Here is a 24849-nt window from a genome sequence, read left to right on the forward strand (position 1 = left end):
TCGTGCCAGGGAGGTCCGACAATCCCGATAAACTGCGGCCTCACCGAGCCTGGGGGTAGTGCCGTTGCGGTTCGAGGTCCTGGGGCCGCTGCGCGTGACGCGTGACGGCGAACCGGTCGCGGTGGGCGGGCCGCAGCAGCAGCGGTTGCTGGCGGTGCTCCTGTTGCGTCACAACCAGGCCCTGACCGCCGACTGGCTGGCCGACGCCCTGTGGGACGGTCGACCGCCCGCCAGCGCCGAGGTCACCCTCCGCACGTACGTGGCCGGGCTGCGGCGTGCCCTGGAGCCGGACCGGCGGGCGCGGTCGTCGGGCGAACTGCTGCGCAACCACCCCGGCGGCTACCGGTTGCGGGTGCCGCCGGAGGCGATCGACTTCGTCCGGTTCACCGACCTCCTGCGGCGGGCCGCCGCGGCCGGTGACCCGGCGACCGCCGAACGCCTCTACACCGACGCGCTGGCCCTGTGGCGCGGTGACCCGGTCGACGTGGTCGCCGTCCGGCCCGACGTGGCACGGCTGGTCGAGTCGAGGCTCGCGGCGGAGGAAGGGCGGTTCGCCGCCGCCGTCGCGACCGGCCGGGACGTGGTGCCGGAGCTGCGCCGGTTCGTGACCGCCCACCCCGGCCGGGAGCACGCCCGCGCGCAGCTCATGCTGGCCCTCTACCGGGCCGGGCGGCAGGCTGACGCGCTCGCCGCCTACACCGAGGGCCGGCGCGTGCTCGCCGACGAGTACGGCGTCGAACCCGGCGCCGAGCTGCGCGACCTGCACCGCCGGATCCTCGACCACGACGTGCCGGCACCCGCGGCGCCCGGCCACGGGCTCGTCGGGCGGCCGGGTGAGCTGACCGCGCTGCAGGACCTGCTCACCGCCGCACGCCGGACCGGACGGGTGGCCGCCCTCGTCGGCGAGGCGGGCATCGGCAAGACCAGCCTGGCCCGCGCCGTGGACGACCGCGCGACGGCCGCGGGCGTCCCGGTCGTCTGGGGCCGCTGCCCCGACCTGGGCCAGGCGCCGCCGTTCTGGCTGTGGGCGCAGGTGGTGCGCGCCCTGGTGGCCCTGCCGCAGGCCGGTGACGCCGCCCGCACGCCGGCGCTGGCCGGGTTCGCCGACGGGCCGCCGGCCGAGTCCGGAGTCGACCAGGCGGCCCGCTTCCGCACCTACGAGGCCGTCGCCGACCTGGTGCGCGCCGTCGCCGCACCGGCCGGGCTGGTCGTCGTGCTGGACGACCTGCACGCCGCCGACCGGGACTCGTTGCTGCTGCTGCGCTCCCTCGCCACCACCGTCCACACCGGACGGACGCTGGTCGTGCTCACGCTCCGCCCCTACGAGCACGACCCCGACCTGGTCGCCACGCTCGCCGACCTCGCCCGCGCACCCGGGTTCCGGCAGCTGCGCCCCGCCGGTCTGGACGCGGACGCCGTCGCCGAGCTGGTGCGCGGTCGGACGGGGACCGACCCCTCACCGCACCTGGTGACGGGGCTGGTCGAGCGGACCGGCGGCAACCCGTTCTTCATCACCGAGCTGCTCGCCTCACCCGACCCGGCCGAGGGAGAGCCGCCGCCGAGCGTGCGGGACACCGTCCGGGTGCGGCTGAACGCGCTCGACGACACCACCCGCGACTGCCTGGACCTGCTCTGCGTCGCCGGGCGCGACCTGGACCTCCGCGTGCTCGCGCAGGCGTCCGGTACGGCCGTCACGGACCTCCTCGCGCACCCGCACGCGGCCCACCTGGTGGTCGGGGCCGGTCCCGGTGTGGTGCGGTTCCGGCACCCGCTGTTCGCCCAGGCGGCCTACGCCGACCTGGCCCCGCCGCGACGCGCCGCGCTGCACGCCCGCTTGGCCGACGCCGGCGCCGACGTGCTAACCCCGGCGGAGCTGGCTTACCACTACGGGCAGGCGGTGGGCCTCGGCCACGGTGACGACCACCTGCGGTGGACGTTGCGCGCCGCCGAGGACGCCACCCACCGGCTGGCCTACGAGGACGCGTTGGCCCACCTCGACCGGGCCGCCGCGCTGTTGGCCGGGCAGCCGGCACGTGAGCTGGACGTGCACCTGCGCCGCACCGCGCTGCTCCAGATCACCGTCGGCGTCGGCAGCGACGCCGTCGACCGGGCCGCCGCCCGGGCCAGGGCGCTGCTCCCCCACGTCGACACCGACCCGCGGCCCGCGCTGTGGACGCTCGGCGAGCTGGCCTGCAACCGGGCGGAGTTCGCCATCGCCACCGACCTGGCCCGACAGCTGACGGCGGGCGACGGCCTGATCTCCGCCGCCGGCCACTACCTGCTCGGCGTGGTCGGCTACTTCACCGGCCACCTCGCCGCGGCCGACGCCGACCTGAGCACGGCCGTCGCCCGGCTGCGCGACCTCGACCCGCGGCAGCTCGTCGGCCAGGCGGGCCGCACGCCCACGCTCGCCCCGTACAACTTCCGCGCCCTGGTGAGGTCCCTGCGAGGTGACGGCACCGCGGCCCGAGCCGACCTGGCCGCCGCCCTCGACCTCGCCGAACGTGCCGACGACCCGTACGGCCGGGCCAACGCCGCGCTGTTCACCGCGTGGCTGGCGCTGCAGGAGCACGACGTCGCGCTGGGACGTGCCGCGGCCCGGCGCTGCCGGGAGACCGGCGAGCGGCAGGGCATGCGGCACTTCGTGACGACCGGCGACTTCGTGGCCGAGTGGGCGGCGGTGCGCGGTGGCGACGTGGGCCGGCTGACGGCGATGCGGGCCGCCGGTGACGCGATCTACCGGCTCGGGCTGCGGTCGACCCGCACGATCACCACCGCCGCGATGGCCGACGCCTACCTGGTCGCCGGGCAGAACGCCGAGGCGGAGCGGCTGGCCGACGAGGGCCTGGCGCTGGCCGAAGCCAGCGGGGAAACGGTGCTCGCGGCCGAATTGCACCGGGTCCGCGGCACGGCCCGGGGTGACGCGGCCGAACTCGCCGCAGCCGTCGAACTCGCCACCGCACAGGGCGCCTACCTGCTGTCGGCCCGTGCGGCAGCCGGTGTGGAGACCGACCTCCACACGGATTCCACAGCCGACCGCTGACATGGGCGCATGGAGTTCGACGTCGTAGTTGTCGGTTGCGGCCCTGTCGGTGCGGTGACCGCGAACCTGCTCGGCCTGCACGGTGTCCGCACGCTGGTCGTGGAACGGGCCACCGGGCCGCACGGGCAGCCGCGGGCGTTCTCGTGCGACGACGAGGCGCTGCGGATCTACCAGCAGGCCGGTCTCGCGGTGGCCCGTGACCTGCACCGGCCCTCGACCGCCGAGTACGTGGACGCGAAAGGCAGGCCGTTCGCCACGATCGCCCTGGACGAGGTCGACTTCGGGCTGGGCGCGGGCCCGCTGCACTTCTTCGACCAGCCGCGGCTGGAGGCGGTGCTGCGGGCGGGCCTGGACCGGTTCCCGCACGTGGTGCTGCGGACCGGCGTCGAACTGGTCGAGCTGGGTGACGACGTGGTGGTGCGCGACCTGCGGACCGGCGTGACGGAGGCCGTGCACGCGCGTTACGTGCTGGGGTGCGACGGCGCTCGCAGCACGACGCGTGCGGCGGCCGGGATCGAGCTGGCCGGGTCGTCCTACGCCGAGCCGTGGCTGGCCGTGTCGGGCACGCTGGAGCCCGGGGCGGTCCGGGTGCCGACCACGCGGTTCGTGTGCGACTGGCGTCGTCCGGCGTTCGTGTCGCCCGGCGCGTTCGACGGCTACCGGCTGGAGTTCATGCTCCGGCCGGGCGAGACGGCCGAGGAGATGACCCGGCCGGACACCATCGCGCGGCTCGTCGCGCCGTACGTCGACCCGGCGCGGTTCACGGTGACGAGGGCGACCGTCTACACCTTCCACCACCTGGTCGCGTCGCGGTGGCGGTCCGGGCGGGTGTTCCTGCTCGGTGACGCGGCCCACCAGATGCCGCCGTTCCTGGGCCAGGGCCTGTGCAGCGGGTTGCGGGACGCGGCGAACCTGACCTGGAAGCTGGGCCTCGTGCTGGGCGGCCGGGCCGACGAGTCGCTGCTGGACAGCTACGAGACCGAACGCCGACCGCACGTCGAGGAGATGGCGCGGACCAGCGTGCGGCTCGGCCGGGTGTTCCTGGTGCGCGACCGGTTCGCCGCAGCCGTGCGGGACGCCGTGCTGCGGGCCGTGCAGACCGTCCCTCGGGTGCGGCGCTTCGTGCGGCACTTCGAGTTCAAGCCGCTGCCCGCCCTGCGCCGGGGCGTGCTGGCGGGCGGGAGGCGGCGCGGCGCGGTCGGCACGATGTTCCCGCAGCCCAGGGTGACGTTGCCGGGGTCGGCGACGCCCCAGCCGCTGGACTCGGTGCTGGGCGTCGAGTTCACCGTGATCGGACCGGGGGTGGACCGGGCGACGGCGACGGCCTGGCAGGGACCGCCCGCCCGGTTCGTGCGGGTTCTGCGGACCGCGGCCGACGACACCGCCGAGGTGACGTCCGTGGTCGACGTGGACGGCACGTTGACGGCGTGGTTCGCCCGGCACGGCACGGACGTGGCGGTGCTGCGCCCGGACCGGTTCGTCTACTCGCTGCGGCGTGGGGTGGTGGGGCACCACGGCGCGCGGCGGAGGTCGAGGTCATCGCGGTTCGGGTAGTCGCCGCACGAGGCCAGCACGGTGGGCGGCTCGCCGTCGGTCACCCCGAGCACGGCCAGGAACTTGTCGATCGGGACCTGGCCGTCCCCGAAGTCGATCACACCGCTCTCACCCGACAGCGCCCGCTCGCCGCCGATGTCGCTCATCTCCTTCCAGACGTGGCCGGGCGACACCGGGATGTCCCCGAGCTGGATCATGGCGTGCACGAACAGGTACAGCGCGTCGTAGGTGAGCGCCGCGTGGCCGTCCAGCGACGGGTTCGCGCCACCCTCGCACTCCTCCGGCACGAGGTGGCGCAACGCCTGGTGCATCTCCGTCGCCGCCGCGCAGCCCTGGGCGCCGATCGCGAACGACACGTACTCGAACGGGATCTCCGGGTGCTGGCCGCGCAAGGTGTCGTCTGCGGCGTAGCGGGCGATGTCGTCGCCGGCCAGCAGCACGGGCGGGTCGCCCTTGCACCCGGCGCTCAGGCCGTCCATCAGCTTGCCGAAGTCCGCGGGCCGCCCGGCGAAGAACACCACCTCGTCGTCACCGACGTCGCACAGCGACTGGCCGAGCCGCCTGGCGTCGGAGCCCTGCCCGGCCGACACCGGCTGGTACGGCTGCTCGCGCACCCGCAGCCCCAGTTCGGCGAACCGCGCGGCCACGTCCAGCCGCAGGTTGGCCGAGTAGGAGTCCTGCTCGTCGCTGGAGTGCACGATCACCACGCCGCCGCGGCCGGGGTGGTTCGCGCGCACGTGCCGGGCCGCGACCATCGCCTGCCGGTCGTTGGTCGGCGAGACCTGGAAGTACATCCGGGACGCGGTGGGCATCTCGTCGTCCGACAGCGTCGCGGCGACCACCGGCAGGCCGACCTTCCCCAGCGCGGTGATCGTGTCCCTGGTCGGCGTGCTGCTCAACGCCATGCCGAGCACGCCGACGATGCTCTTGTCCCGCTCCAGCATCGACCCGAGCACCTCGGCCACCACTCCTCCGTGCCGCATCGCCGAGCCCGCGTTGCTCAGCAGGACCCGGATCAGCGGGTCGTCGGAGTCGGTGCGGTCGAGCAGCCGCGCCTGCCGGGCCGCGACGCCGACCAGCCGGGCGGTGTTGCTGGCCAGCGCGTCCCGGGCCGTGCCCATCGCCGACACGTACACGACCGTCGCGTAGGGGCGGCCGCGGTCGCGCGCGTGCGCCTCCAGCACCCGCCGGTTCTGGTCCACGATCAGCTGCTGGACCCGGTTGAAGCGCTGGAGGTCCTCACCGTCGGCCTCGCCGAACAGCGGCACGGGACCCGTGGTGACGCCCACGCAGTCGTCGCCGATCCGGCGCAGCGTGTGCGCGTCGGGGTTGTCCCGGTCCAGCCCGCAGTGCTCGAACCGCCACCGGTCGTTCGCGGCGACCACGTCCGCCACGTGCCGGTAGCCGACCGTGGCCACCGCCCCGAGCAGGAGCAGCACCACCACCGCGAGCACCGACGTGCGCGACCAGATCGGTGCCTGCCGCACCGACAGCGTGGCCGTGGGCGGCACCTCACCGCGCACCACGGTCACGTCCGGCACCCGCAGCGGCAGGAACCACGCGGTGGGACGGCGCGCCCGGCTGTCCGTGGCCAGCTTGCGCGCCCACGTCTCGTAGGCGTGGCTCGCCTGGCTCACCGGCGCCGGTTCGCGCTCGGCGGCGGTCTCCGCGTCCGGCGGCACCTTGGCGCTGCCGGAGATGATCACCAGCGGGTCGAACGCGCCGGTGTCGTTGCGGACGTCGTTGATGATCTTCAGCAGGGCGTAGCCGCCGTTGTCGCGGCGGATGCCGTCCAGCAGCACGACCGGGTACACCGTGCGGCGGGCCGACCTGATCCGCCACCACGACCGCCGATAGGCGCGGCGCACGTCCTCCAGGAACGCGTTGACCAGCAGCTTCGCCAGCTGGCCGGTGTCCTCGCGCGGCTCGGCGCTCTGGCCGGGCACCAGCGCGGAGGTCAACCGCTCGGCGAAGCCGATGAACGTGCCCGGGTCGTGCGGCGCGAGGTAGGGCTGGCGGAGCAGCCACCGGTACTCGCTGCCCGGCACGAGCCCGCGCAGCTTCGCCCGGAACAGGAAGGACGGCGCGAGCCGCACCACCAGCCGCACCCACCACGGCGCGGTGCCGGCGGCGTCGTCCAGCACGTCCTTCAGGTCGTCACCGCTGCGGCGCCCCAGGTCCCGCTCCCGCAATCGGGTCAGCAGGGTCGCGGCCGACTCCGGGTCGGTGCCGTCCAGGCGCTGGTTCATCAGCCAGTAGACGAGCTCGAAGCGGCGGAACTCGTGCCGCCCGTAGCGGTCGTTCGCGCCGTGGGCCAGTTCGCGGGCGACGTGCACCAGCACCGACCCGACGGCTTCCACCGTGCCGGGCTCGGGCAGGTCCGCGTCCGGTTCCGGGAACCGGTGGTAGGCGTGCGGCACGCGGCCGGGGTGGGCGCCGCGCAGGTGCGCCTGCAGGGCCTGCAGCAGACCGGTCGCCTGCGTGCCGCGGACCAGGCAGACCAGCGGGATGCCCCGGTCGCCACCGGCCCGCGCGCCCGACCGGCGGCCCGGCAGCTCGCCGAACCGCGGCCGTTCGGTCAGCTCCTGCAGGAGCTTCACCAGCTCGTCCACGACCTCGACCGACGACGAGCGTTCCCCTGCACCGTGTTCGGCCACCGGACTCCTCGCGGGCCAGCCTCGTCGCACCCGCACCGGCGGGACGCGGGGACGGGGCGACTGTAACCGCCCGGACGGTCCGCTTCGGGCGCTTTCGCCGCTATTTCCCCACGTCACCGCACTCTTGCGGGTCCGCGTCCGGCCGTTCGGCCGTTCGACGTTGGGCGGAACGGCGCGGAAGGGCGCGAAACCGGACCACCGCGCACGCCGCAGCGTTAAGAAGGTCGTCATGCGCAGGTTCGGGGTTCTGCTCGTGGTGGTGCTGATGGGGTTGGTCGCCGCACCCGCGGCGGCGAGCGGTGTCCGGCGGTACGAGGGCGAGATCGACGGCGCGCGGTACCGGGTGATGGTGCCGGACCGGTGGAACGGGACGCTCGTGCTGTGGAGCCACGGCGCGTACGGCTCGCCACCCGACCGGATCGCGTTGACCGACCGGCCCGAGACCGAGGCGTACCTGTTGTCGCACGGGTACGCGTTGGGCGCGTCCCTGTTCCGCACGCCGGTCGGCTGGTCGGCCGAAGACGGGTTGCGCGACCAGATCAGGTTGCTCGACTGGTTCGGGCGCGAGGTCGGCACGCCCCGGCGGACGATCTCGGCAGGTGAGTCGATCGGCGGCGCCACGTCGCTGGTGCTGGCCGAGCGCAACCCCGGGCGGTTCGACGGCGTGCTGTCGCTGTGCGGCGCGACGGCGGGCGGCGCGGCGTACTGGAACTCCGGGCTCGACGTGGTGTTCGCCCTGTCGGTGCTGCTGGACGTGGACGTCGACCTGGTGCGGGCGGCGGACCCGGCGGCCAACCAGGCACGGCTGGTCGAGGCGATCACGACGGCCGCGGGTGACCCGGCGGCCCGGCCGCGGCTCGCGCTGGCGGCGGCGCTGGCCGACGTGCCCGGCTGGTTCGACCCGACCGCGCCGCGCCCGGCGTCGGTGGACGAGCAGGTCGACTGGGCCGCGGTCTGGCTGCGGCACTTCCGCGCCTGGGCCGCCGGACCCGCGCGGGCGGACCTGGAGCGGTGGGCGGGCGGCAACCCGAGCGGGAACGTCGGCGTCGACTACCGGCGGGTGCTGGGCCGGTCCGACGAACGCGCGCTGGTGACCCGGGCGTACGCGGCGGCCGGACTCGACCTGGAGGCGGACCTGGACCGGCTGGCCGCCGCGCCGAGGGTCGCGCCCGAGCCGCGGGCCGTGGTGTACCTGGCGCGGACCAGCCTGCCGGTGGGGCGCACGCCGTGGCCGGTGCTGACCGTGCACAACGCCGGTGACGGCCTGCTGCCCGCGTCGAACGGGTCGGCGTACGCGGCCCGGGTGCGCCAGCCGGAGCGGCTGCGCCAGTACACCGTCGACCGGGCCGGGCACTGCCGGTTCAGCGCGGCCGAGGAGATCGTCGCGTTCCGGACCTTGTTCGAGCGGATCGGGACGGGCCGGTGGCCGACCGCCGACGTGGCCGCGATGAACGCCGCGGCGGCCGGGCTCGGACCGGAACGGCAGCTGACCGCCAACCCGCTGACGGGCTCCGACGTGGCGGTGCGGCCCGCGTTCACGCCGTTCGAGGCCGGGCCGTATCCGCGTCCGTAGCCGTATTGCACCCGATCGTGTGGTTGCGTGGACGCACAGTAGTCGCCACGAGGGACAAACGTGACGAGCGTCACCCATTAACGCCCATGCCTTGCCTCCGCAAAACACGAACGGTTACGTTCTCGGCCGCAGATCACGGTTCCATCACCGAAGGGACACGGGCCCGACATCCCCCGATACGGCCCACGTCCACCTGGATCCCCCGCCAGGTCCGGTGACGGAGTTCCCCGACCGCAGGAGGCTGCACCCTTGGCTCGGCACGTCCGTCACAAGAACAAACGTGGGCAGACCACGTTCCAGGTACCCCCGCCGCCGCCCGGCTACAAGGGCGCTCACCGCGCCGAGTCGGAGCGGGTCCTCCCCCGACGCATCGCCGGTGTGGCGGTGGCCGTGGGCATCGTCTCCGGCGCCGGCGCGGCGGCCCACGCGATGACCGGGACGTTCAGCCCCGTCGCCGGTGGCGCCGACCTCGGCGGCGTGCCGGACGAGGCGGCCCGGACCGGCAAGGTCCAGACCGTGCACGCGGTCGACCTGGGCTCGGAGACCGCCCGGATCATCCGCCAGGAGCAACTGGCCGCGCTGCACACGTTCAACCAGGCCAGCGGCATCGCGCAGGACGGCTACGCGGCGCGCAAGGCGGCCGAGGAGCAGGCGGCGCGAGAGGCGCGCGAGGCCGAGGAGGCGCGCAAGCCCCCGAAGCAGCGCCAGATCGAGGGCTGGATCCGCGAGGCGATCGGCGTCCTGGCCGCCAACGGCACGGCGATCGACGAGAGCAGCGTCGACGAGATCTACACGATCATCATCAAGGAGTCCAACGGCAACCCCAACGCCGTGAACACCTGGGACTCCAACGCCGCCCGCGGCACACCGTCCAAGGGCCTGATGCAGTGCATCGACCCGACGTTCCAGACCTACAAGCTCCCCGGTTACAACGACATCTACGCGCCGGTCGACAACATCATCGCGGGCGTCCGCTACACCTACGCGCGCTACGGCGGCTTCGCCAGGCACCCCGGCCTGGTCGGCATCAACAACGGCACCGGCTACGTCGGCTACTGAGCCTCGCGGCCACGGGGGTCCCCCGGGCGGAAGACCCCCGTGGCCCCGCGGTCAGCCCAGGCGGAAGTCGGCGACCCGGATCGGCGACGGTGTCGTGCCGCTGGAGCGCTGCTGGTACTGCAACGACAGGACGCCGTCCACCGCCAGCCGGGACGTGTCGACGTTGACCTCGCCGAACGCGTTCATCGACGGGCGGTCGAACACCAGGGTCCAGTCGGTCCAGCCGCTGGCCTTGCTCGCCGACACGATCCGGCCGCGCGGCATCACCAGGTAGGCGTTGTCGGCGCGGTCGAAGACGAGCTTGGTCCGCTGGGTGCTGCCCGGCGCCACGGGCACCTCCCGCTTGGTCCACGTGCCGTTCGCGTTGCGCACGACGTGGAACGTCCGGCCGTACTGGGTGCGCTGCTGCGCGTAGTTCGAGACGCACTGCGTGAACCGGCCCGGCACGTAGCTGATCACCACGTGCGGCGTGCCCGCCGAGTCCGCGTTCTGGCCCTCCTGGTTCATCAGCCCGTGGTTCGGGTCCAGCGGGTCGGCGACCAGCCCCGGCGACGTGACCGACACCCTGGTGCCACCGGTGGTACCGACGACCGCGCCTGCCGCGTTGCGCCACGTCCGGCCGCGGTCGTCGCTGTAGACGTAACCGGTGTCGTGGTTGGTGAGGCCGCCGGAGCTGCACAGCACGCCCGCGTTGCCCTCGCGCCAGGTGAACGCCGCGTGCAGCCGTCCGCGCCGGTCGTAGGTGAGGCCGTGCAGGTACATGTTGCGGGTCGTGGACACGACGCCGTTCGGCCCGCGGTAGTTGCCCGTGGCGGACGACCAGGCGCCCAACCGCCGCCACGTGCCGCCGGTGTACTCGGCCAGTTCGTTCACACCGTTGCCCGACCCGCCGGTGCGGTAGCTGAACTGCAGCGCGCCCTCCGGCGTGACGACGAACTGCGGGTAGGTCATGTTCCCCAGCTCGACGCCGCCCAGGGTCCGCTGCACGGCACCGAACACCGACGGCGACCAGCGGTGCGCACCGGGCTGCGACACCAACCCCGCCACCGACTTCGCGTAGTACAGCCGCGTGTTGTGCGTGTCCATCGCGACGTGCAGGGTGCCGTCCTGCGGTGAGACGCCCAGCGAGATCACGTTGTGCGAGTCGTTGGCGCTCAGCTGGTGCGGCAGCACGGCCTTCTCCCAGCTGCCGCCCAACGCCCGCCGCGCCACCACGGCGTGGCGGGTGGACGTGTACCAGGCCGCGTACTGGTGGCCGTTGTAGGTGATCAGCGCGTCCTGGAACGCGTTGTTGTTGACCAGGCCGTCGTAGGACACGAAGTACAGCGCCGACTGGTCGAGCAGCGTGTCGGACAACAGCGTGACGCCCGGCGCGGCGTGCGCGACACCGGGTTGGGCCAGGGACGCGGCCAGCACGACGGCCGCCGCGAGCGGTGCCTTCCTCATCGAAGACCTCGGGGTTCGTAGTCGGTGTCGACGGCGGACCACGACTCTGACACAGTGCTGAAACGTTTCACAACGGCCGGTAGCGGTCGGCGACGGCCGCCGCGCGGTCGCGCAGCGAGGTGCGCAACCACTGCGGCTCCAGGGCTTCGGCGTTCGTGGCGAGCCGCCACAGCGCCCACTCGGCGTGGCGCGGGTCTTGGAAGGTGACCTCCAGCCGCAGCCAGCCGTCCGCGTCGGTCTCCTCGGCGAGGACGGCGAGCGCGGTGCCCACCAGGTCCTCCCGCCGCGCCGGGTTCACCCGCACCAGCACCGCGACCTGGTCGCCGCCCGCCCGGAACCGCGTGCCGCGTTCCTGCCAGGCCAGGTCCAGGTCGACCCGGTCCGGTCGCTGCGCGGGCTCGTCGAGTTCCTCGGCGGCCAGCACCCGGGACAGCCGGTAGGTGCGGTCCGCGCCGGACCTGGTGGCCAGCAGGTAACCCTGGTCGCGCACGGTGACCAGGCCGATCGGGTCGACCGTGCGCCACTGCGGGGCTTGGCCCGCCGCCGCGTAGTGCAGGCGCAGCTTGTGCCCGGCCAGTACCGCGCGCCGGATCTCGGCCACCACATCGTCGGGCACCTCGTCGGCGACCACGCGGCGCGAGAGCAGGTCGGTCTCCGGGTCGATGAGCAGCCGCTGCGCCGCGCCCGCCGCGGTCTCCCGGTAGCTCTCGGGCAGCGCGTCGACCACCTTGAGCATGGCCGAGGCGAGTGCCGAGCCGAGGCCGAACGCCTGCGCGCCGCGCCGTGATCCGGCGATCAGCAGGGCGAGCGCCTCGTCGTGGTTCAGGCCGGTGAGCTCGGTCCGGAAACCGGGCAGCAACGCAAAGCCGCCGTGCCTGCCGCGTTCGGCGTAGACCGGGACGCCCGCCGCGGACAGCGCCTCGATGTCACGCAGCACGGTGCGCGTGGACACCTCCAGCTCGCGGGCGATCGTGGCCGCCGACAGCTGACCTCGTCGGCGCAGCAGCAGCACGAGCGAGACCAACCGGTCGGCGCGCATGCCGAAACGCTACCGGAATACACGACAAAGGATGTCGTGATTCGTTGCGAGGCTGGCCGCACTGTCGAAGAACCTGAATGGAGCTGATGTGGCTGTGGAGCGAACGGCGGTCAACCCGTGGCCGTGGTCGGTGGAGCTGGGGTACAACCAGGGTGAGATCGTCTCCGGGCACAGCCGGACCCTGTACTGCGCCGGGCAGGCCGCGATGAGCGGCGACGGCAAGCCTCAGCACGACGGTGACCTGGGGGCGCAGTTGGCACTGAGCCTGGACAACCTGGAGGCGGTGCTCGGCGAGGCGGGCATGTCGCCGGCGAACCTCGTCCGGCTCACCGTCTACACCACCGACGTCGACGCGCTGTTCCAGCACTACGGCGTGCTCGCGGGCCGGTTGGCCGCCGCCGGGGTCGCACCGGCCACCACAGTGCTCGGCGTGACGCGGCTGGCGATCCCCAGCCTGATGGTCGAACTGGAGGGCACCGCGGTGGCGTGATCCGATGTCCGCCGCTCGTGCCGGTCGACACCGGCACGGGCGGCGGGTCACACGTCCAGCGCCCAGCGCACGTACCGCATGGTCGGCGTGAAGCCTGCCCGCGTGAAGATCCCGGAGGCGCCGGACGGGCTCGCCGAGTCCACGCTCACGCTCGCCCGGTCGTAGCCCTGCTCGGCGGCGGCCCGCAGCGCGTGCCCGACCAGCGCACCGGCGACGCCCCGCTCGCGGTAGGCCCGGACCGTGCCGACGAGCATGAAGTGCGCGTCGCGAATGCCGGTGGCCTCGGTGTCGGCGTCCCAGCACAGGGTCACCAGCACGCCCGCCGGAGCCCCGTTCGCCGCGTCGCGGAGCAGGAAGCTCGCCTCGGGCCGGAACGTCTGGTTGGTGATCTTGTTCTGCCAGGAGTCCACCGGCATCGGCGCCGCGCCCCAGTAGTCCTGGTAGGACTCGTTGCGGACGGACCGGAAGTCCTCGTCGTTGCGCTCCGACCACGGCTCGACCCGCAGCCCTTCGGGGATCACCGCGTCGCCGAGCGCGTCACCGAGCGGGTGTTCCAGGCGCTGGAAGTAGCGCACCGGCGCGAAACCCCGGGAGCGGACGAGCTCGGCCAAGCCCTCGATGTGCTCGGCCTTGTGCACGTCGACCACGAGCTTCAGAGCCGGGTGGTGCCGGGTGTGCACCACCTTCGCCGCCTCCACCCCGGCGTCCACGAGCGCGGCACCGACACCGCGGCGGCGGTGGTCGGGGTGGACGCCGCCGTCCAGGAACACCCGGTGGACGTCGTGCGCGACCGGTTTGTGGCGGACCTTCATGTAGCCGACCATCCGGTCGCCGTCGAACGCGGCGAGGCTGGCCCGTTCCAGGTCCGCGTAGGGGTCGACCAGCTCCTGGAGCGTGTCCTCGGCGGTGTAGTTCTCGCCGATCCGGTCCACGGCCTCGATGGCGTTGAGGAGGTCGGCCGACGCTTGGGCGTCCTCACGGGTGAGTGGCCGCCACGTGAGGGAGCCGGAGTGGTCGGGCATGCGGGCGACGGTAATCCCGCAGCCTCGGGCTGTCCCCCGGTTTTTCAGTCGCCGGACCGTTCCTCGACCATGCGCACGAAGGCGGACGCGACGAGCGAGACGGCCTGGTCCTCGTCGCGCGCCAGGTGCCGCAGCACGTCCAGCGCGAGGGTCCCCGGCAGCTCGGCGAGCGCCTGGATCAGGCGGATCCGCACGGCGGCGTCGGGCGTGGCCAGCTCGTCCCGCAGTGCGCCCAGCACCCGGTCCGCGCACCCGGGCTCCCGCGACAACGTGCCCAGCACCTCGGCAGCTTCCACGTCGTTCGCGCCGTCGACCACCATGCCGACGAGGGTCGGCACGGCGGCCGTGACGCCACGCGCGCCCAGAGCGAGGGCGGCGTGCCGGCGCACTGTCGCGTCCGAGTCCTCCAGCGCGTCCGCGAGCACGGCGGTCGCGTCGTCGCCGGGCATCCCGGCGATGGCCAGGACCGCGCGCCGCCGGATGTCGACGTCGTCGGAGTACGCGCCGGACGCCACGCTCGCCACGCCGTCACCGCCCGCCCGCGCCAGCGCCCACCGCAGGGCGCCGGCGACGTTCGGGTCGGCTTCGGCGAGGACCGCCTCGGCCAGCAGCTCGGTGGGCACGGGCACGTCGTCGGTCGGGGCGAGGACGGTCTGCTGGCGGCGCGCGGCACTGGGCGAGTTCAGGCCGTGCAGCAGTTCGACGATGCGCAGGACGTCCGGCCAGCCGGAGGGCGCCGAGGCGTCGACCGCGCGGAGTCGTTCGAGCAGCTCCTGTTCCCGCTTCAGCCGGTCTTCGGTCTGCCGGATCAGGTCACCGACCAGCGCGGACGGCGTGAAGGCCTGGTCTTGCAGGGCACGGCCGATCTGGCGCAGCGACAGCCCCAGGGACCGCAGGCTCTCCACGTGGAAGATCCGGCGGATGTCCTCGGCGGAGTACTCGCGGTAGCCGCCCACGGTGCGGCCCGTCGGCCGCACCAGCCCCAGCGAGTCGTAGTGCCGGAGCATCCGGGTGCTCACCCCGGAGCGGCGGGCCACCTCGCCGATCAGCACGCCGTTGCCCCTGGCCCGAGCGCGACGATCCGCTTCGCCTCGTCCACGTCCGGGTCGAAACCGGCGTCCGGGTCGTGCAGGAGCCGTTCCGTGGCACGGGCGTGCGCGCGCACCACCGGGTCGTCACCGGCCAGTCCCGCCCGGAGTGCGGGCTCCACCACGTCACCGAGTGCGACGAGCGCCCGGCTGAGGCTGAGCTGGACCGTCCGGTCGCCCCGACCGAGCTGTCCGGCCAGTTCCGTTGCCAGCCCTGCCCTCGCCTCGTCGGGCGCCAGGACCACGGCGGCACGCCACGCGCTGCGCCTGATCTCGTCGTCGGCGTCGTGCAGCAACGACCGCGTGATCGCGGGCCACGCCCTCGCGTCCCCGATCTTGGACAGCGTGTGCAACGCCTGGCTGCGGGCCTGGGCGCTCTCGGACCGCAGTTCCGCGAGGAGCCTGGGCACCGTGACGTCCGCCGGGAGCCGGGTCAACGCCCAGGTGAGCATGTCGCGCACGAAGAAGTCCGACTCGACCGCGCACCGGGCGACGAGCGCCTCGACCAGCGCCGGGTCGGCCCGCGTGCCGGCCGCTTGGGCCGCCCGCAGGCGCGTGGACGCGCTCTCCGCGCTCAACGCGTCGAGCAGGCGGGTGTCCTCTGGACTACCGGGTGTCGGGTTGATGGGAACCACCTCCTGGGCCCAGTGAAGACCTTGTCACAGTGTCAACCTCAAGTCCGCGATCCGCCGCGCGGCCCTGTCCGGAGCAGCGGCGCAACCGCCTGTCGGCCGTACCGGAGCCATCGTTCAGCGACTGAACGAATGATTGCCGGCTGGTCCGCGCGCCACCACGATGAGGGCAGGCCGAACGTGGAGGGGGCCGTGGTGGGGCGGTATCGGTTGCACGTGAACGGCGAGCGGCGGGACGTGGACGTTCCCGGCGGGACACCGCTGCTGTGGGCGTTGCGGGAACAGCTGGGCCTGCTCGGCCCCAAGTACGGCTGCGGCGTGGGTGCGTGCGGCGCGTGCACGTCCCTTGTGGACGGTAAGGCGGCACGGCCGTGCGTCACGCCGGTGGGCGAGGCGGAAGGCAAGCGCATCACGACCATCGAGGGACTGTCCGAGGACGGCGACCACCCCGTGCAGCGGGCGTGGCTGGAGCTGGACGTCGCCCAGTGCGGCTACTGCCAGCCCGGCCAGATCATGTCGACGGTCGCGCTGCTGGCCGCCAACCCCGACCCCGACGACGCCGAGATCGACGCCGCCCTGCGCGACAACGTGTGCCGTTGCGGCACGTACACGCGGGTGCGGGCGGCCGTGCGGCGGGCCGCGCAGCTGAAGCGGGGCGGGCGATGAAGATCAGTCGACGCACGTTCCTGGGTGGCGTGCTGGTGGTCGGCGTGCCCGTGGCGCTGCCCGGTTCGGCGCAGGCAGCCGACGAGTTCGCGCCCAACGTCTTCGTCCGGCTGGACGATCGCGGCCGGATCACCGTGACCGCGCCCAAGCCCGACTCCGGGCAGGGCGTGCGCACGATGGTCGCGCTGCTGGTGGCCGAGGAGCTGATGGTCGGCCTTGACGACGTCCGGCTGGAGCAGGCGCACGGCGACACGGCCCGGTTCGGGTCGCAGGCCGTCGGCGGCTCGTTCTCCACCCGCCAGCTCCACGAACCGCTGCGCCGGGCTGCCGCGACCGCCCGCTGCCTGCTCGTCGCCGCCGCCGCGCGGCGGTGGGGCGTGCCGGTCGAGGAGTGCGCGGCCCGCGACGGCGCGGTCCGCCACGGCCGGCGCGTGCTGCGGTACGGGAACCTGGTGCGGGACGCGGCGGCGTTGGACCCGGCGACCGTGCCGGTGACGTTGACCCCGCCGGAGCGGTGGCGCCTGCTGGGCCGCACCCGGGCCGGCCGGGTGGACGCGAAGGCGATCGTGACCGGCAAGGCCCGCTACGGCATTGACATCCGTCCGCCGGGAGCGCTGGTCGCCGTCGTGCTCCGTCCACAGTGGATCGGCGCGGTGGTCGACACCGTGGACGACCGCGCGGCGAAGGCGGTGCCCGGCGTGGTCGCGGTGACGACCCTGGACCCGGCGACGTCCGGCCAGGGCGGGGTGGCGGTGATCGCCCGGTCGGTGCCGGAGGCGTTGCGCGGGCGCGAGGCGCTGCTGGTGACGTGGCGCGGCGGCACGCCGACCGCGGACAGCAGGCAGTGGCTCGCGGACCTGGAGACCGCGTTGCCCGTCGTGCCGACCGCGCCCGGACCGGTGGCGTTCGAGGCCACCTACAAGCTGCCGCTGCTGGCGCACGCGCCGATGGAACCGATGAACGCCACCGCGCACGTCACCGCGACCGGCCTGACCGTGTGGACGCCCACCCAGGACCCCGGCACGTTGCGGCTGATCCTGGCCGGGCAGTTCGGGCTGGACCAGGCCGCCGTCCGGGTCGAGACGGCGCTGACCGGCGGCGCGTTCGGCCGGCGGATCGAGTTCGACCCGGTGCTGGAGGCCATCGCCTGCTCACGGGTGGTGGGCGCGCCGGTGAGCGTGCTGTGGACCCGTGACGACGACATGCGGCACGACTCCTACCGGCCGATGTCGGTGCACCGGCTGGCCGCCGTGGTCGACGCCGACGGGGTGCCGACGTGGCGGTCGCACGGTGTCGCCACCTGGCCGCTGAACATCTTCCCGTTCTTCAACAACCCGGACATCGTCAAGGCCAACGGCGACCACTTCCCGTACACCGTGCCGGGCCGGGTCGACCTGACCCTGCGGGACGCGCCGCTGCGCACGGGTTTCTGGCGCTCCGTCTACGCGGGGCACTTCCAGTACGCCGAGGAGAGCTTCCTCGCCGAACTCGGCCACCGCGCCGGGCTGGACCAGGTCGAGCTGCGCCGACGGCTGCTGCCCGCCGACTCGCGGCTGCGGCGGGTGCTCGACGTGGCGGCGTCACGGGCGGGGAACGTCCGGCCCGGCGTCACCCGCGGCGTGGCGTGCCACGAGGAGTACGGCTCGGTGGTCGCGGTGATCGCCGACGCGTCCGAGGGCCGGGTCCGACGGGTCACCGCGGCGGTGGACGTGGGTCCGGTGCTGCACCTGTCCGGGGTCCGCGCGCAGGTCGAGGGCGGGGTGATGGACGCGTTGTCGACGGTGTCGGGCGCGCAGATCACCGTGCGGGACGGTCGGGTCGTGCAGTCGTCGTTCCGCGACTACGCGTGGGCGCGCATCGACCAGGCGCCGGACGTCGACGTGGTGCTGGTGCCGTCGGACGCCCCGGTGGGCGGGGTGGGCGAGCTGTCCTACCCGCCCGCGGCGGCGGCCATCGCGTTCGCCACCGGGCGGCCCGTCACCGGCATGCCGGTGGGTGTCGAGGTGGGCTGACGCCGGAAATCCGGTGGTGCCACGCGGGCCACGACCTACGCTCTGCGCCATGGACGACGTGGTGGACCTGTGGCGACCGACCGGACGCGCCGAGCTGGACCTGGTGGCGGCGGCGGGGTGGCGCGCGTGGCCGCCGCGGCTGCCCGACCAGCCGATCTTCTACCCGGTGGCGAACCGCTGGTACGCCACGAAGATCGCGCGCGAGTGGAACGTGCCCGCCGGCGGCGTCGGTTTCGTCACGCGGTTCAGCGTGCGGCGGGACTTCCTGGCCCGCTACCCGGTGCAGCAGGCCGGTGGGCGTGACGTGCTGGAGCACTGGGTGCCCGCCGAGGACCTGGACGAGTTCAACGCCGACATCGTCGGCGCGATCGTGTGCGAGGCCGAGTACCGGGGTCCGGTCGCGGACGCGGAGTTCGACCTGGCCGAGGCGCGGTTGGGCCGTCCGCTGCCGGCGGCGTGGCGGCGTTACCTGCAGGGCGAGTCGTGGTGGCGCAGCGGGTCGCTCGGCGACACGTCCCTCACGCTCTACCCGCCAGGCGAGACGCTGGAAGTCCACGACCACGGCGCGGTCATCGGTGACGACGGCGCACGCGGACGGCTCGCGTTCGACCTGGGCCGGGACCCGGCTCCCGTGGTGGCCGCCGACGGTGTGCCGGTGGCGTCGGACGCCGAGGAGTTCGTCGCGCGGGTGGAGGCCGGCGACCTCTCCCGGTGACGGCGCACGAGCCGCCGATGGTGCATTCGGGTGGCCGAACACCCTGCCAACAGACGCTGACCGCACCGGCGCGGGGTGGCTAGCGTCGAGGCCGTTGGGGGCTTCGCCACTTCCCGGTCCACCGCCACCGCGGGTCTGCGACGCCCCCGGAGTGCGCGATCCGCGCGCACCGGACACGGGAGGTACGTGTGTTCAGACCACGGAAGCGCGGTAAAGCCCTCGGGGCCGCCGTCCTGGCGTTAGGGCTGCTGGCCACGCCGGTCGCCGGTGCCGAACCCGCGGGAGCGGCCGGTGCCGGGACCGCGAGGGCAGCCGGTGCCGACACCGCGAGAGCGGCCGGTGGCCAAAACGCGAGGCTCGCCGGTGCCGACACCGCGAGCGCGGGGACCGAGGCCGGAACCGCGGGCGCGACCGGCGCCGAGCCGACCGCGGCCGACGGGCAGCCGCGCACCGTCACCCTGATCACCGGCGACCGGGTCGTGGTGACGGGCGCGGCGGTCGGGTCGTTCCAGCCCGGTCCCGGCCGCGACCGGGTCACCTTCCACTCCACGCACCGGGACGGGCGGCTGAGCGTCGTCCCGGAGGACGCGGCCAAGGCCATCGCCGAGGGCAGGCTCGACCCGCGGCTGTTCGACGTGACGGGCCTGGTCGAAGCGGGTTACGACGACGCGCGCACCGACCACCTGCCGCTGATCGTCACCGGCACGCCCACCGGCCTGCGCTCCGCCCGCGCGCTCCCCGGCGCCTTGGCCACCGCGGCGCCCAAGGCCGAAGCAGGCGCGACGTTCCGCGCGCTGCTCGCCGATCCCGGCGTGACCAAGGTGTGGCTCGACGGCATGCTCCGCCCCACCCTGGACCGCTCCACCGCCCAGATCGGCGCGCCCACCGCGTGGCGGGCCGGCTTCACCGGCAAGGGTGTGAAGGTGGCCGTCCTGGACGGCGGCGTCGACGGCGCGCACCCCGACCTGAGGGGCAAGGAGGTCGCCGAGCGCAACTTCACCGACGACCCCGACGCCACCGACGTCACCGGCCACGGCACGCACGTCGCCGCCACCATCGCCAGCGGTGACCGGACCTACCGGGGCGTCGCGCCCGACGCCCGCATCCTCGACGGCAAGGTGTGCGGCGGGAACGGCGGCTGCCCCGAGTCGTGGATCCTGGCCGGCGTGCAGTGGGCCGTGGACGAGGGCGCGGACATCGTCAACCTCAGCCTCGGCGGCTACGACTCCCCCGGTGTCGACCCGCTGGAGGACGCGATCAACCAGCTGACCGCGAAGACCGGCACCCTGTTCGTCGTCGCCGCGGGCAACGGCGGGCGGTCCAAGTCGATCGACTCGCCGGGCAGCGCCGACGCCGCGCTCACCGTCGGCGCGGTCCGGCACGACGACGACCTGGCCCACTTCTCCAGCCGCGGCCCCCGCAACGGCGACGACGCGGTGAAGCCCGACATCACCGCGCCCGGCCTGAACATCGTCGCCGCCAAGGCCGCCAAGGGCGTGCTCGGCACACCGGTCGGCAGGCGGCACGCGTCGCTGTCCGGCACCTCGATGGCCACCCCGCACGTCGCCGGCGCGGCGGCCCTGCTCGCCCAGCGGCACCCGGACTGGACCGGCGCGCAGCTCAAGGCCGCCCTCATGGCCTCCGCCAAGCCGAACCCGGCCCTGGGCGTGTTCGACCAGGGCGCGGGCCGGGTCGACGTGACCCGCGCGCTCACCGCGACCACCGGCGCGGAACCCGTGAGCCTGACGTTCGAGAAGCAGCTGTGGCCGCACCACGACGACATCCCGGTCACCAAGACCGTCACCTACCGCAACAGCGGCCCCGAGCCGATCACGTTCGACCTCGCCGTCGAACTCCGCGGTGCCGCACCCGCGGGTCTGGTCACGGTGGACCCGGCGCACGTCACCGTGCCCGCCGGCGGCACGACCACCGTGGCGGTCACCGCGGACACCAGGATCGGCACCGTGGACGGCGTCTTCTCCGGTGTGCTCGTCGGCGGGCCCACCCGCGTGCCGCTCAGCCTCGCCCGTGAGGTCGAGAGCTACGACGTCGCGATCGAGCACATCGACGCCGAGGGCAACCCGGCCCTGGACAACTCGGTCGCGCTCGTCGGCATGAACAACGACGTCTACGAGAACCTGTACGGCCCCAACGGCACCGCCACCGCACGCGTGCCCAAGGGCGAGTACATGGCCCGGACCGTCATCCGCAGCTGGCCCAAGACCTGGGTCCTGGCCCGACCGGCGCTCACCGTGGACGCCGACCACACCCGGTACACGTTCGACGCCCGCGTGGCCAAGCCGTTGCAGGTCACCGCGCCCGACCCGACCGCGACGCCGATGATCGGCGACATCAACGTCTCCCGCCTGCTCAACGGCAGGCGCGTCGTGCTCAACACGGCGTTCATCGGCGGTTTCGGCGACATGGCGATCGGCCACGTCGGCCCGACCCTGACCGCCGAGGAGCTGACCGTCTCGGTCGGCGCCCAGTTCCAGAGCCCACCGGTCGACGGCACGCCGACGCACTACCGGTTCCGCTGGATGGAGCAGGGCGCGGTGCCCACCGGGTACACCCGCGCACCGAAGAAGGACGAGTTGACCGAGGTGCGGACCGCGTTCGCGCCCGGCCCCGCCGACCGCCAGTACTTGCACAGCGGCAACGCCAGCCCGCCGGACGGCTCGGGCGGTTGGTCGGTGGGCCTGCCCGTGCCCGCGGGAGGTGAGGTGATCGACCTCGTCACGCCCGACCAGCTCACCTGGAGCTGGGGCTACCAGCGGCTGTCGCCCCAGTACCGCACCGAGGCCGACTACTCGTCGTTCCACCGCCGGTACCGGCTGGGCGAGCGTTACGCGGAGCGGTTCGCCTACCCGGTGCTCGGGCCGGGCCTGGCCGGCTACTCGGCCACCTACCTCGGCGTGCACGAGGACCGGGTGACGGCGCAGATCCCGCTGATCAACGACCGGGACGGCAACCTCGGCCGGGGCAGCCACGAGTCGGCGCGCACGTCGGTGTACCGGGACGGGCGGCTGGTCGGGCAGGTCCGCGACCAGTGGGGCGAGTTCAGCGTGCCCGAGGGCGCGGGCCACTACCGGGTGGAGCACGACATCGTCCGCGATCCGACCGCGCACGAGCTGACCACGCGGGTCAGCGGGGCGTGGACGTTCCGGATGGAGACCTTGCCCGACGGCCACGGCCGCCGGCTGCCGCTGTCGGTGGTGCGGTTCGAACCGGAGCTCGACGCCGCGGGCAGCGCGCCCGCCGGACGCCTGCTGCGCGTGCCGCTCGCCGTGGAGCAGCAGGACGGCGCGGACAACGGCGAGGTGGGCCAGGTCCGGGTGGACGTGTCGTTCGACGACGGCAAGACGTGGCGGCGGGTTCCGGTCGCGGGTGGTGCCGCGCTGGTGCCGCACCCCGACGCGGCCGGTTACGCCTCGCTGCGGGCGTCCGGCGCGGACAGTGACGGCAACACGTTCGAGCACACCGTGATCCGCGCCTACCGGATCACCCGCTAGGCCGGAGCCGGTGCCCCGGGCCGATGGGTCCGGGGCACCGGCCACGGCGGGACCGATGTCCACGCCGGTGCCGGCGGGGGTCGGCGACACCGACCCCCGCCGGGTGACTCAGCCCCAGACCGGGAGCCACGCCTGCCAGCGGTCTTCCTCGCACGAGTTGCGGCGGTTGAACTCGGCCGCGACCTCGACGCCGAACAGCACACCGGACACCTTGGCGTGCTGCGGGCCGTAGACCTGGTCCAGGCAGTTCGCGGTCGGCGGTGGCGGTTTGATGGCGCCCGGCGACTTGCGGATCGCCTCGCACGCCTCCTTGGGCCGCGGGTGCGCGCCGCCGTCCGGGTCGCAGGTGAGGCGGTACTCCCGGACGACGGGGGTGAGCATGCCGTACACGGAGATGGTGAGGTCGGTGGTCGGCGCCGCGACGGTCTCGGCGGCGGTGGTCGGCGCCGCGGTGGCGGCGGGTGCGAGCGCGGTGCCGAGGGCGGTCGCGATGGCCAGCGCGGGGAGCAAGCCGCGGGTGAGCCTGGTGACGGGCACGGTGGTCTCCTCCAACTGATCGGCGTTGATCGAGCCGAGAACCGGGGCGGCGGCCCGACCAGTAAACCACCTGTCTACAAAGGACTGTTCCGATGGACCGCGGCGGCCGGCTCCGGTCAGCCCTCCGGGTGGCGGCCGAGGGCGTCGGCCGCGTGCACCGCCTCCAGTGACAGCGTCTTGTACCCGACCTCCTCGAACAGCACGGTGAGCCGGTCGGCTTCGCTCTGCACCACCGTGCCGGAGCCGAACTCGCGGTGGTGGACGCGGGACTGCGCCGGGTACTCGGGGTTGGCCGACACACCGGTGCCCGCCTCGCCGCTCGCGCACGTGTCGCAGTTGCCGCACGCCCGCTCCAGCACCTCGCCGAAGTACCCCAGCAGGTGCTGCCGCCGGCACGCCCTGGTCTCCGCGTACGCCCGCAGCACCTCGATCCGCGACCGGTCCAGCCGCTGCAGCCGCTGTGCTTCCTCCACCGCCAGGTCGGCGGCTTCCCCCGGCTCGACCACCAGCCGGAACCGCGCCTTGGCCGCCCGCACCGCGCCGACCCGTTCCAGCAGGTTCACCCCGGACGTGACCTTGCGGCGCGACTGCCCCGCCTCCCGGGCCAGCTCGGTGACCCGCAGCCCGGGGTGGTCGCGCACGAACTCCGCCAACCACGCCAACGCGTCCCGGTCGACGTGGCGCGACTGCAGGAACCGCTGCAACCCGAGGTCCTGCGGCCGGTAGAACAGCACCGCCCGCGCCGGCTCGCCGTCGCGCCCGGCCCGGCCGATCTCCTGGTAGTAGGCGTCCAGCGAACCCGGCGCGGACGCGTGCGCGACGAACCGCACGTCCGGCTTGTCGATGCCCATGCCGAACGCCGAGGTCGCCACCACCACGTCCACCTGGCCGCGCATGAACGCGTCCTGCACGCGTTCCCGTTCGGCGGCCTTCATCCCGGCGTGGAACGGTTCGGCGTCCACCCCCGCGGCGACCAGTTCCTCCGCGTAACGGCGGGCGTCCTTGCGCGTCGCCACGTAGACCAACCCGGGCTTGCCCGCCTCGCGCACCCAGTCGAGCACCGCGCGCCGCTTGTCGTCGTCCTCGACGAACGCGCGCACCGCCAGCGACAGGTTGGGCCGGTCGAACCCGACGGCCACCACGACCGGGTCACGCATTCCCAGGTGGGTGATCACGTCCTCGCGCACGGTCGCGCCCGCTGTGGCGGTGAGCGCGAGCACGGGCGGGCGGCCGACCCGGGTCACGGCCGCCGCCAGCCGCAGGTAGTCAGGCCGGAAGTCGTGACCCCAGGCGGACACGCAGTGCGCCTCGTCCACCACGAACAACGCGGGTTCGCCCAACCGGTCCAGGACCTCGGGCTTGGCCAGTTGCTCGGGTGCGACGAACAGGTACCGCACCTCGCCCCGCGCCACGGCTTCCCACGTCGCCTCGTTGTCCACTTCGGACTGCACCGAGTTGACCAGCGCCGCCGTGGGCGCGCCGTTCTCGCGCAACGCCGCGACCTGGTCGCGCTGCAACGCGATCAACGGTGACACCACGACGACCAGGCCGTCCAGCAGCACGCCGGGCACCTGGTAGACCGCCGACTTGCCCGCGCCGGTCGGCAGCACGACGAACACGTCCCGCCCCGCCAGCACCTGCTCCATGGCGGCGACCTGCTCGTCGCGCAGCTCCGCCCACCCGAACACGTCCCGCGCGGCGCGGCGCAGGCGTGCCGCCCCACCCGTTCCCGCACCGCGGGCGACCACGCCTGATGTCATGGCCCGGGAGTTGCCCACCGGGTCGGGATCAAACGCGGTCGCGG

The 24849-nt window shown here is 74.0% G+C and carries 17 protein-coding genes; 9 read left to right on the forward strand and 8 right to left on the reverse strand.

Annotation, left to right across the window (positions count from 1 at the left end; all coding sequences use genetic code 11):
- Positions 1–58 precede the first annotated feature (58 nt).
- Positions 59–3043 (forward strand): BTAD domain-containing putative transcriptional regulator, encoded by a 2985-nt coding sequence (locus A6A25_RS19470; protein ID WP_241828800.1) that lies wholly within the window; start codon positions 59–61, stop codon positions 3041–3043.
- 9 nt (positions 3044–3052) lie between these two features.
- A complete protein-coding gene (locus tag A6A25_RS19475; RefSeq protein ID WP_083668470.1) occupies positions 3053–4597 on the forward strand; it encodes a bifunctional 3-(3-hydroxy-phenyl)propionate/3-hydroxycinnamic acid hydroxylase in 1545 nt (514 codons plus the stop codon).
- Here the strand turns inward: A6A25_RS19475 and A6A25_RS19480 are convergent.
- Positions 4525–7254: a hypothetical protein gene (locus A6A25_RS19480; RefSeq protein WP_073892061.1), complete on the reverse strand. Its 2730-nt coding sequence runs from the start codon at positions 7252–7254 to the stop codon at positions 4525–4527. The genes A6A25_RS19475 and A6A25_RS19480 overlap by 73 nt on opposite strands.
- Positions 7255–7483: 229 nt before the next feature.
- Between A6A25_RS19480 and A6A25_RS19485 the strand changes: the two genes are divergently transcribed.
- Positions 7484–8827, forward strand: a complete 1344-nt coding sequence (locus A6A25_RS19485) for a hypothetical protein (protein ID WP_073892062.1) — start codon at positions 7484–7486, stop codon at positions 8825–8827.
- A 249-nt stretch (positions 8828–9076) separates the two neighbouring features.
- Positions 9077–9886 (forward strand): transglycosylase SLT domain-containing protein, encoded by an 810-nt coding sequence (locus A6A25_RS43130; RefSeq protein WP_073892064.1) that lies wholly within the window; start codon positions 9077–9079, stop codon positions 9884–9886.
- Between the two features lie 51 nt (positions 9887–9937).
- On the opposite strand, the gene A6A25_RS19495 is transcribed toward A6A25_RS43130, so the two are convergent.
- Positions 9938–11332 carry a BNR repeat-containing protein gene (locus tag A6A25_RS19495; protein ID WP_073892066.1) on the reverse strand — a complete coding sequence of 465 codons (1395 nt, stop codon included), beginning with the start codon at positions 11330–11332 and terminating at the stop codon, positions 9938–9940.
- Positions 11333–11399: 67 nt separating this feature from the next.
- A complete protein-coding gene (locus tag A6A25_RS19500) occupies positions 11400–12371 on the reverse strand; it encodes a helix-turn-helix transcriptional regulator (RefSeq protein ID WP_073892067.1) in 972 nt (323 codons plus the stop codon).
- Between the two features lie 94 nt (positions 12372–12465).
- Here A6A25_RS19500 and A6A25_RS19505 point away from each other — a divergent pair, with 94 nt between their 5' ends.
- Positions 12466–12861: a RidA family protein gene (locus A6A25_RS19505; RefSeq protein WP_073892069.1), complete on the forward strand. Its 396-nt coding sequence runs from the start codon at positions 12466–12468 to the stop codon at positions 12859–12861.
- A 47-nt stretch (positions 12862–12908) separates the two neighbouring features.
- Here A6A25_RS19505 and A6A25_RS19510 read toward each other — a convergent pair whose 3' ends face one another.
- Genes A6A25_RS19510 through A6A25_RS19520 form a run of 3 tightly spaced genes read right to left on the reverse strand, consistent with a single transcriptional unit; the run spans position 12909 to position 15606 of the window.
- Positions 12909–13883, reverse strand: a complete 975-nt coding sequence (locus tag A6A25_RS19510) for a GNAT family N-acetyltransferase (RefSeq protein WP_073892070.1) — start codon at positions 13881–13883, stop codon at positions 12909–12911.
- A gap of 44 nt (positions 13884–13927) precedes the next feature.
- On the reverse strand, positions 13928–14935 hold the full coding sequence (locus tag A6A25_RS19515; RefSeq protein WP_073892072.1) for a HEAT repeat domain-containing protein: 1008 nt from the start codon (positions 14933–14935) through the stop codon (positions 13928–13930).
- Positions 14929–15606, reverse strand: a complete 678-nt coding sequence (locus A6A25_RS19520) for a HEAT repeat domain-containing protein (protein ID WP_073892073.1) — start codon at positions 15604–15606, stop codon at positions 14929–14931. The genes A6A25_RS19515 and A6A25_RS19520 overlap by 7 nt, the downstream gene beginning before the upstream one ends.
- 192 nt (positions 15607–15798) lie before the next feature.
- Between A6A25_RS19520 and A6A25_RS19525 the strand changes: the two genes are divergently transcribed.
- The 4 genes from A6A25_RS19525 (at position 15799) to A6A25_RS19540 (ending at position 22508) form a co-directional block, all read left to right on the forward strand.
- A complete protein-coding gene (locus A6A25_RS19525) occupies positions 15799–16269 on the forward strand; it encodes a (2Fe-2S)-binding protein (RefSeq protein ID WP_073892173.1) in 471 nt (156 codons plus the stop codon).
- Complete coding sequence (locus A6A25_RS19530; protein ID WP_073892075.1) at positions 16266–18281, forward strand: xanthine dehydrogenase family protein molybdopterin-binding subunit; 2016 nt, start codon at positions 16266–16268, stop codon at positions 18279–18281. The genes A6A25_RS19525 and A6A25_RS19530 overlap by 4 nt, the downstream gene beginning before the upstream one ends.
- A 49-nt stretch (positions 18282–18330) precedes the next feature.
- Entirely contained in the window at positions 18331–18996 is a 666-nt protein-coding gene (locus tag A6A25_RS45170) for a hypothetical protein (RefSeq protein ID WP_073892076.1), read from the forward strand.
- Between the two features lie 188 nt (positions 18997–19184).
- Positions 19185–22508, forward strand: a complete 3324-nt coding sequence (locus A6A25_RS19540; RefSeq protein WP_083668472.1) for a S8 family peptidase — start codon at positions 19185–19187, stop codon at positions 22506–22508.
- Between the two features lie 108 nt (positions 22509–22616).
- Here the strand turns inward: A6A25_RS19540 and A6A25_RS19545 are convergent, their stop codons facing one another.
- Positions 22617–23045, reverse strand: coding sequence for an SSI family serine proteinase inhibitor (locus A6A25_RS19545; RefSeq protein WP_143193268.1), 429 nt, complete (start codon positions 23043–23045; stop codon positions 22617–22619).
- 116 nt (positions 23046–23161) lie between these two features.
- Complete coding sequence (locus A6A25_RS19550; protein ID WP_073892176.1) at positions 23162–24805, reverse strand: RecQ family ATP-dependent DNA helicase; 1644 nt, start codon at positions 24803–24805, stop codon at positions 23162–23164.
- Positions 24806–24849: the final 44 nt, after the last annotated feature.

This window comes from Saccharothrix sp. CB00851 (assembly GCF_001905065.1).
In the GTDB taxonomy this organism is placed as follows: domain Bacteria; phylum Actinomycetota; class Actinomycetes; order Mycobacteriales; family Pseudonocardiaceae; genus Actinosynnema.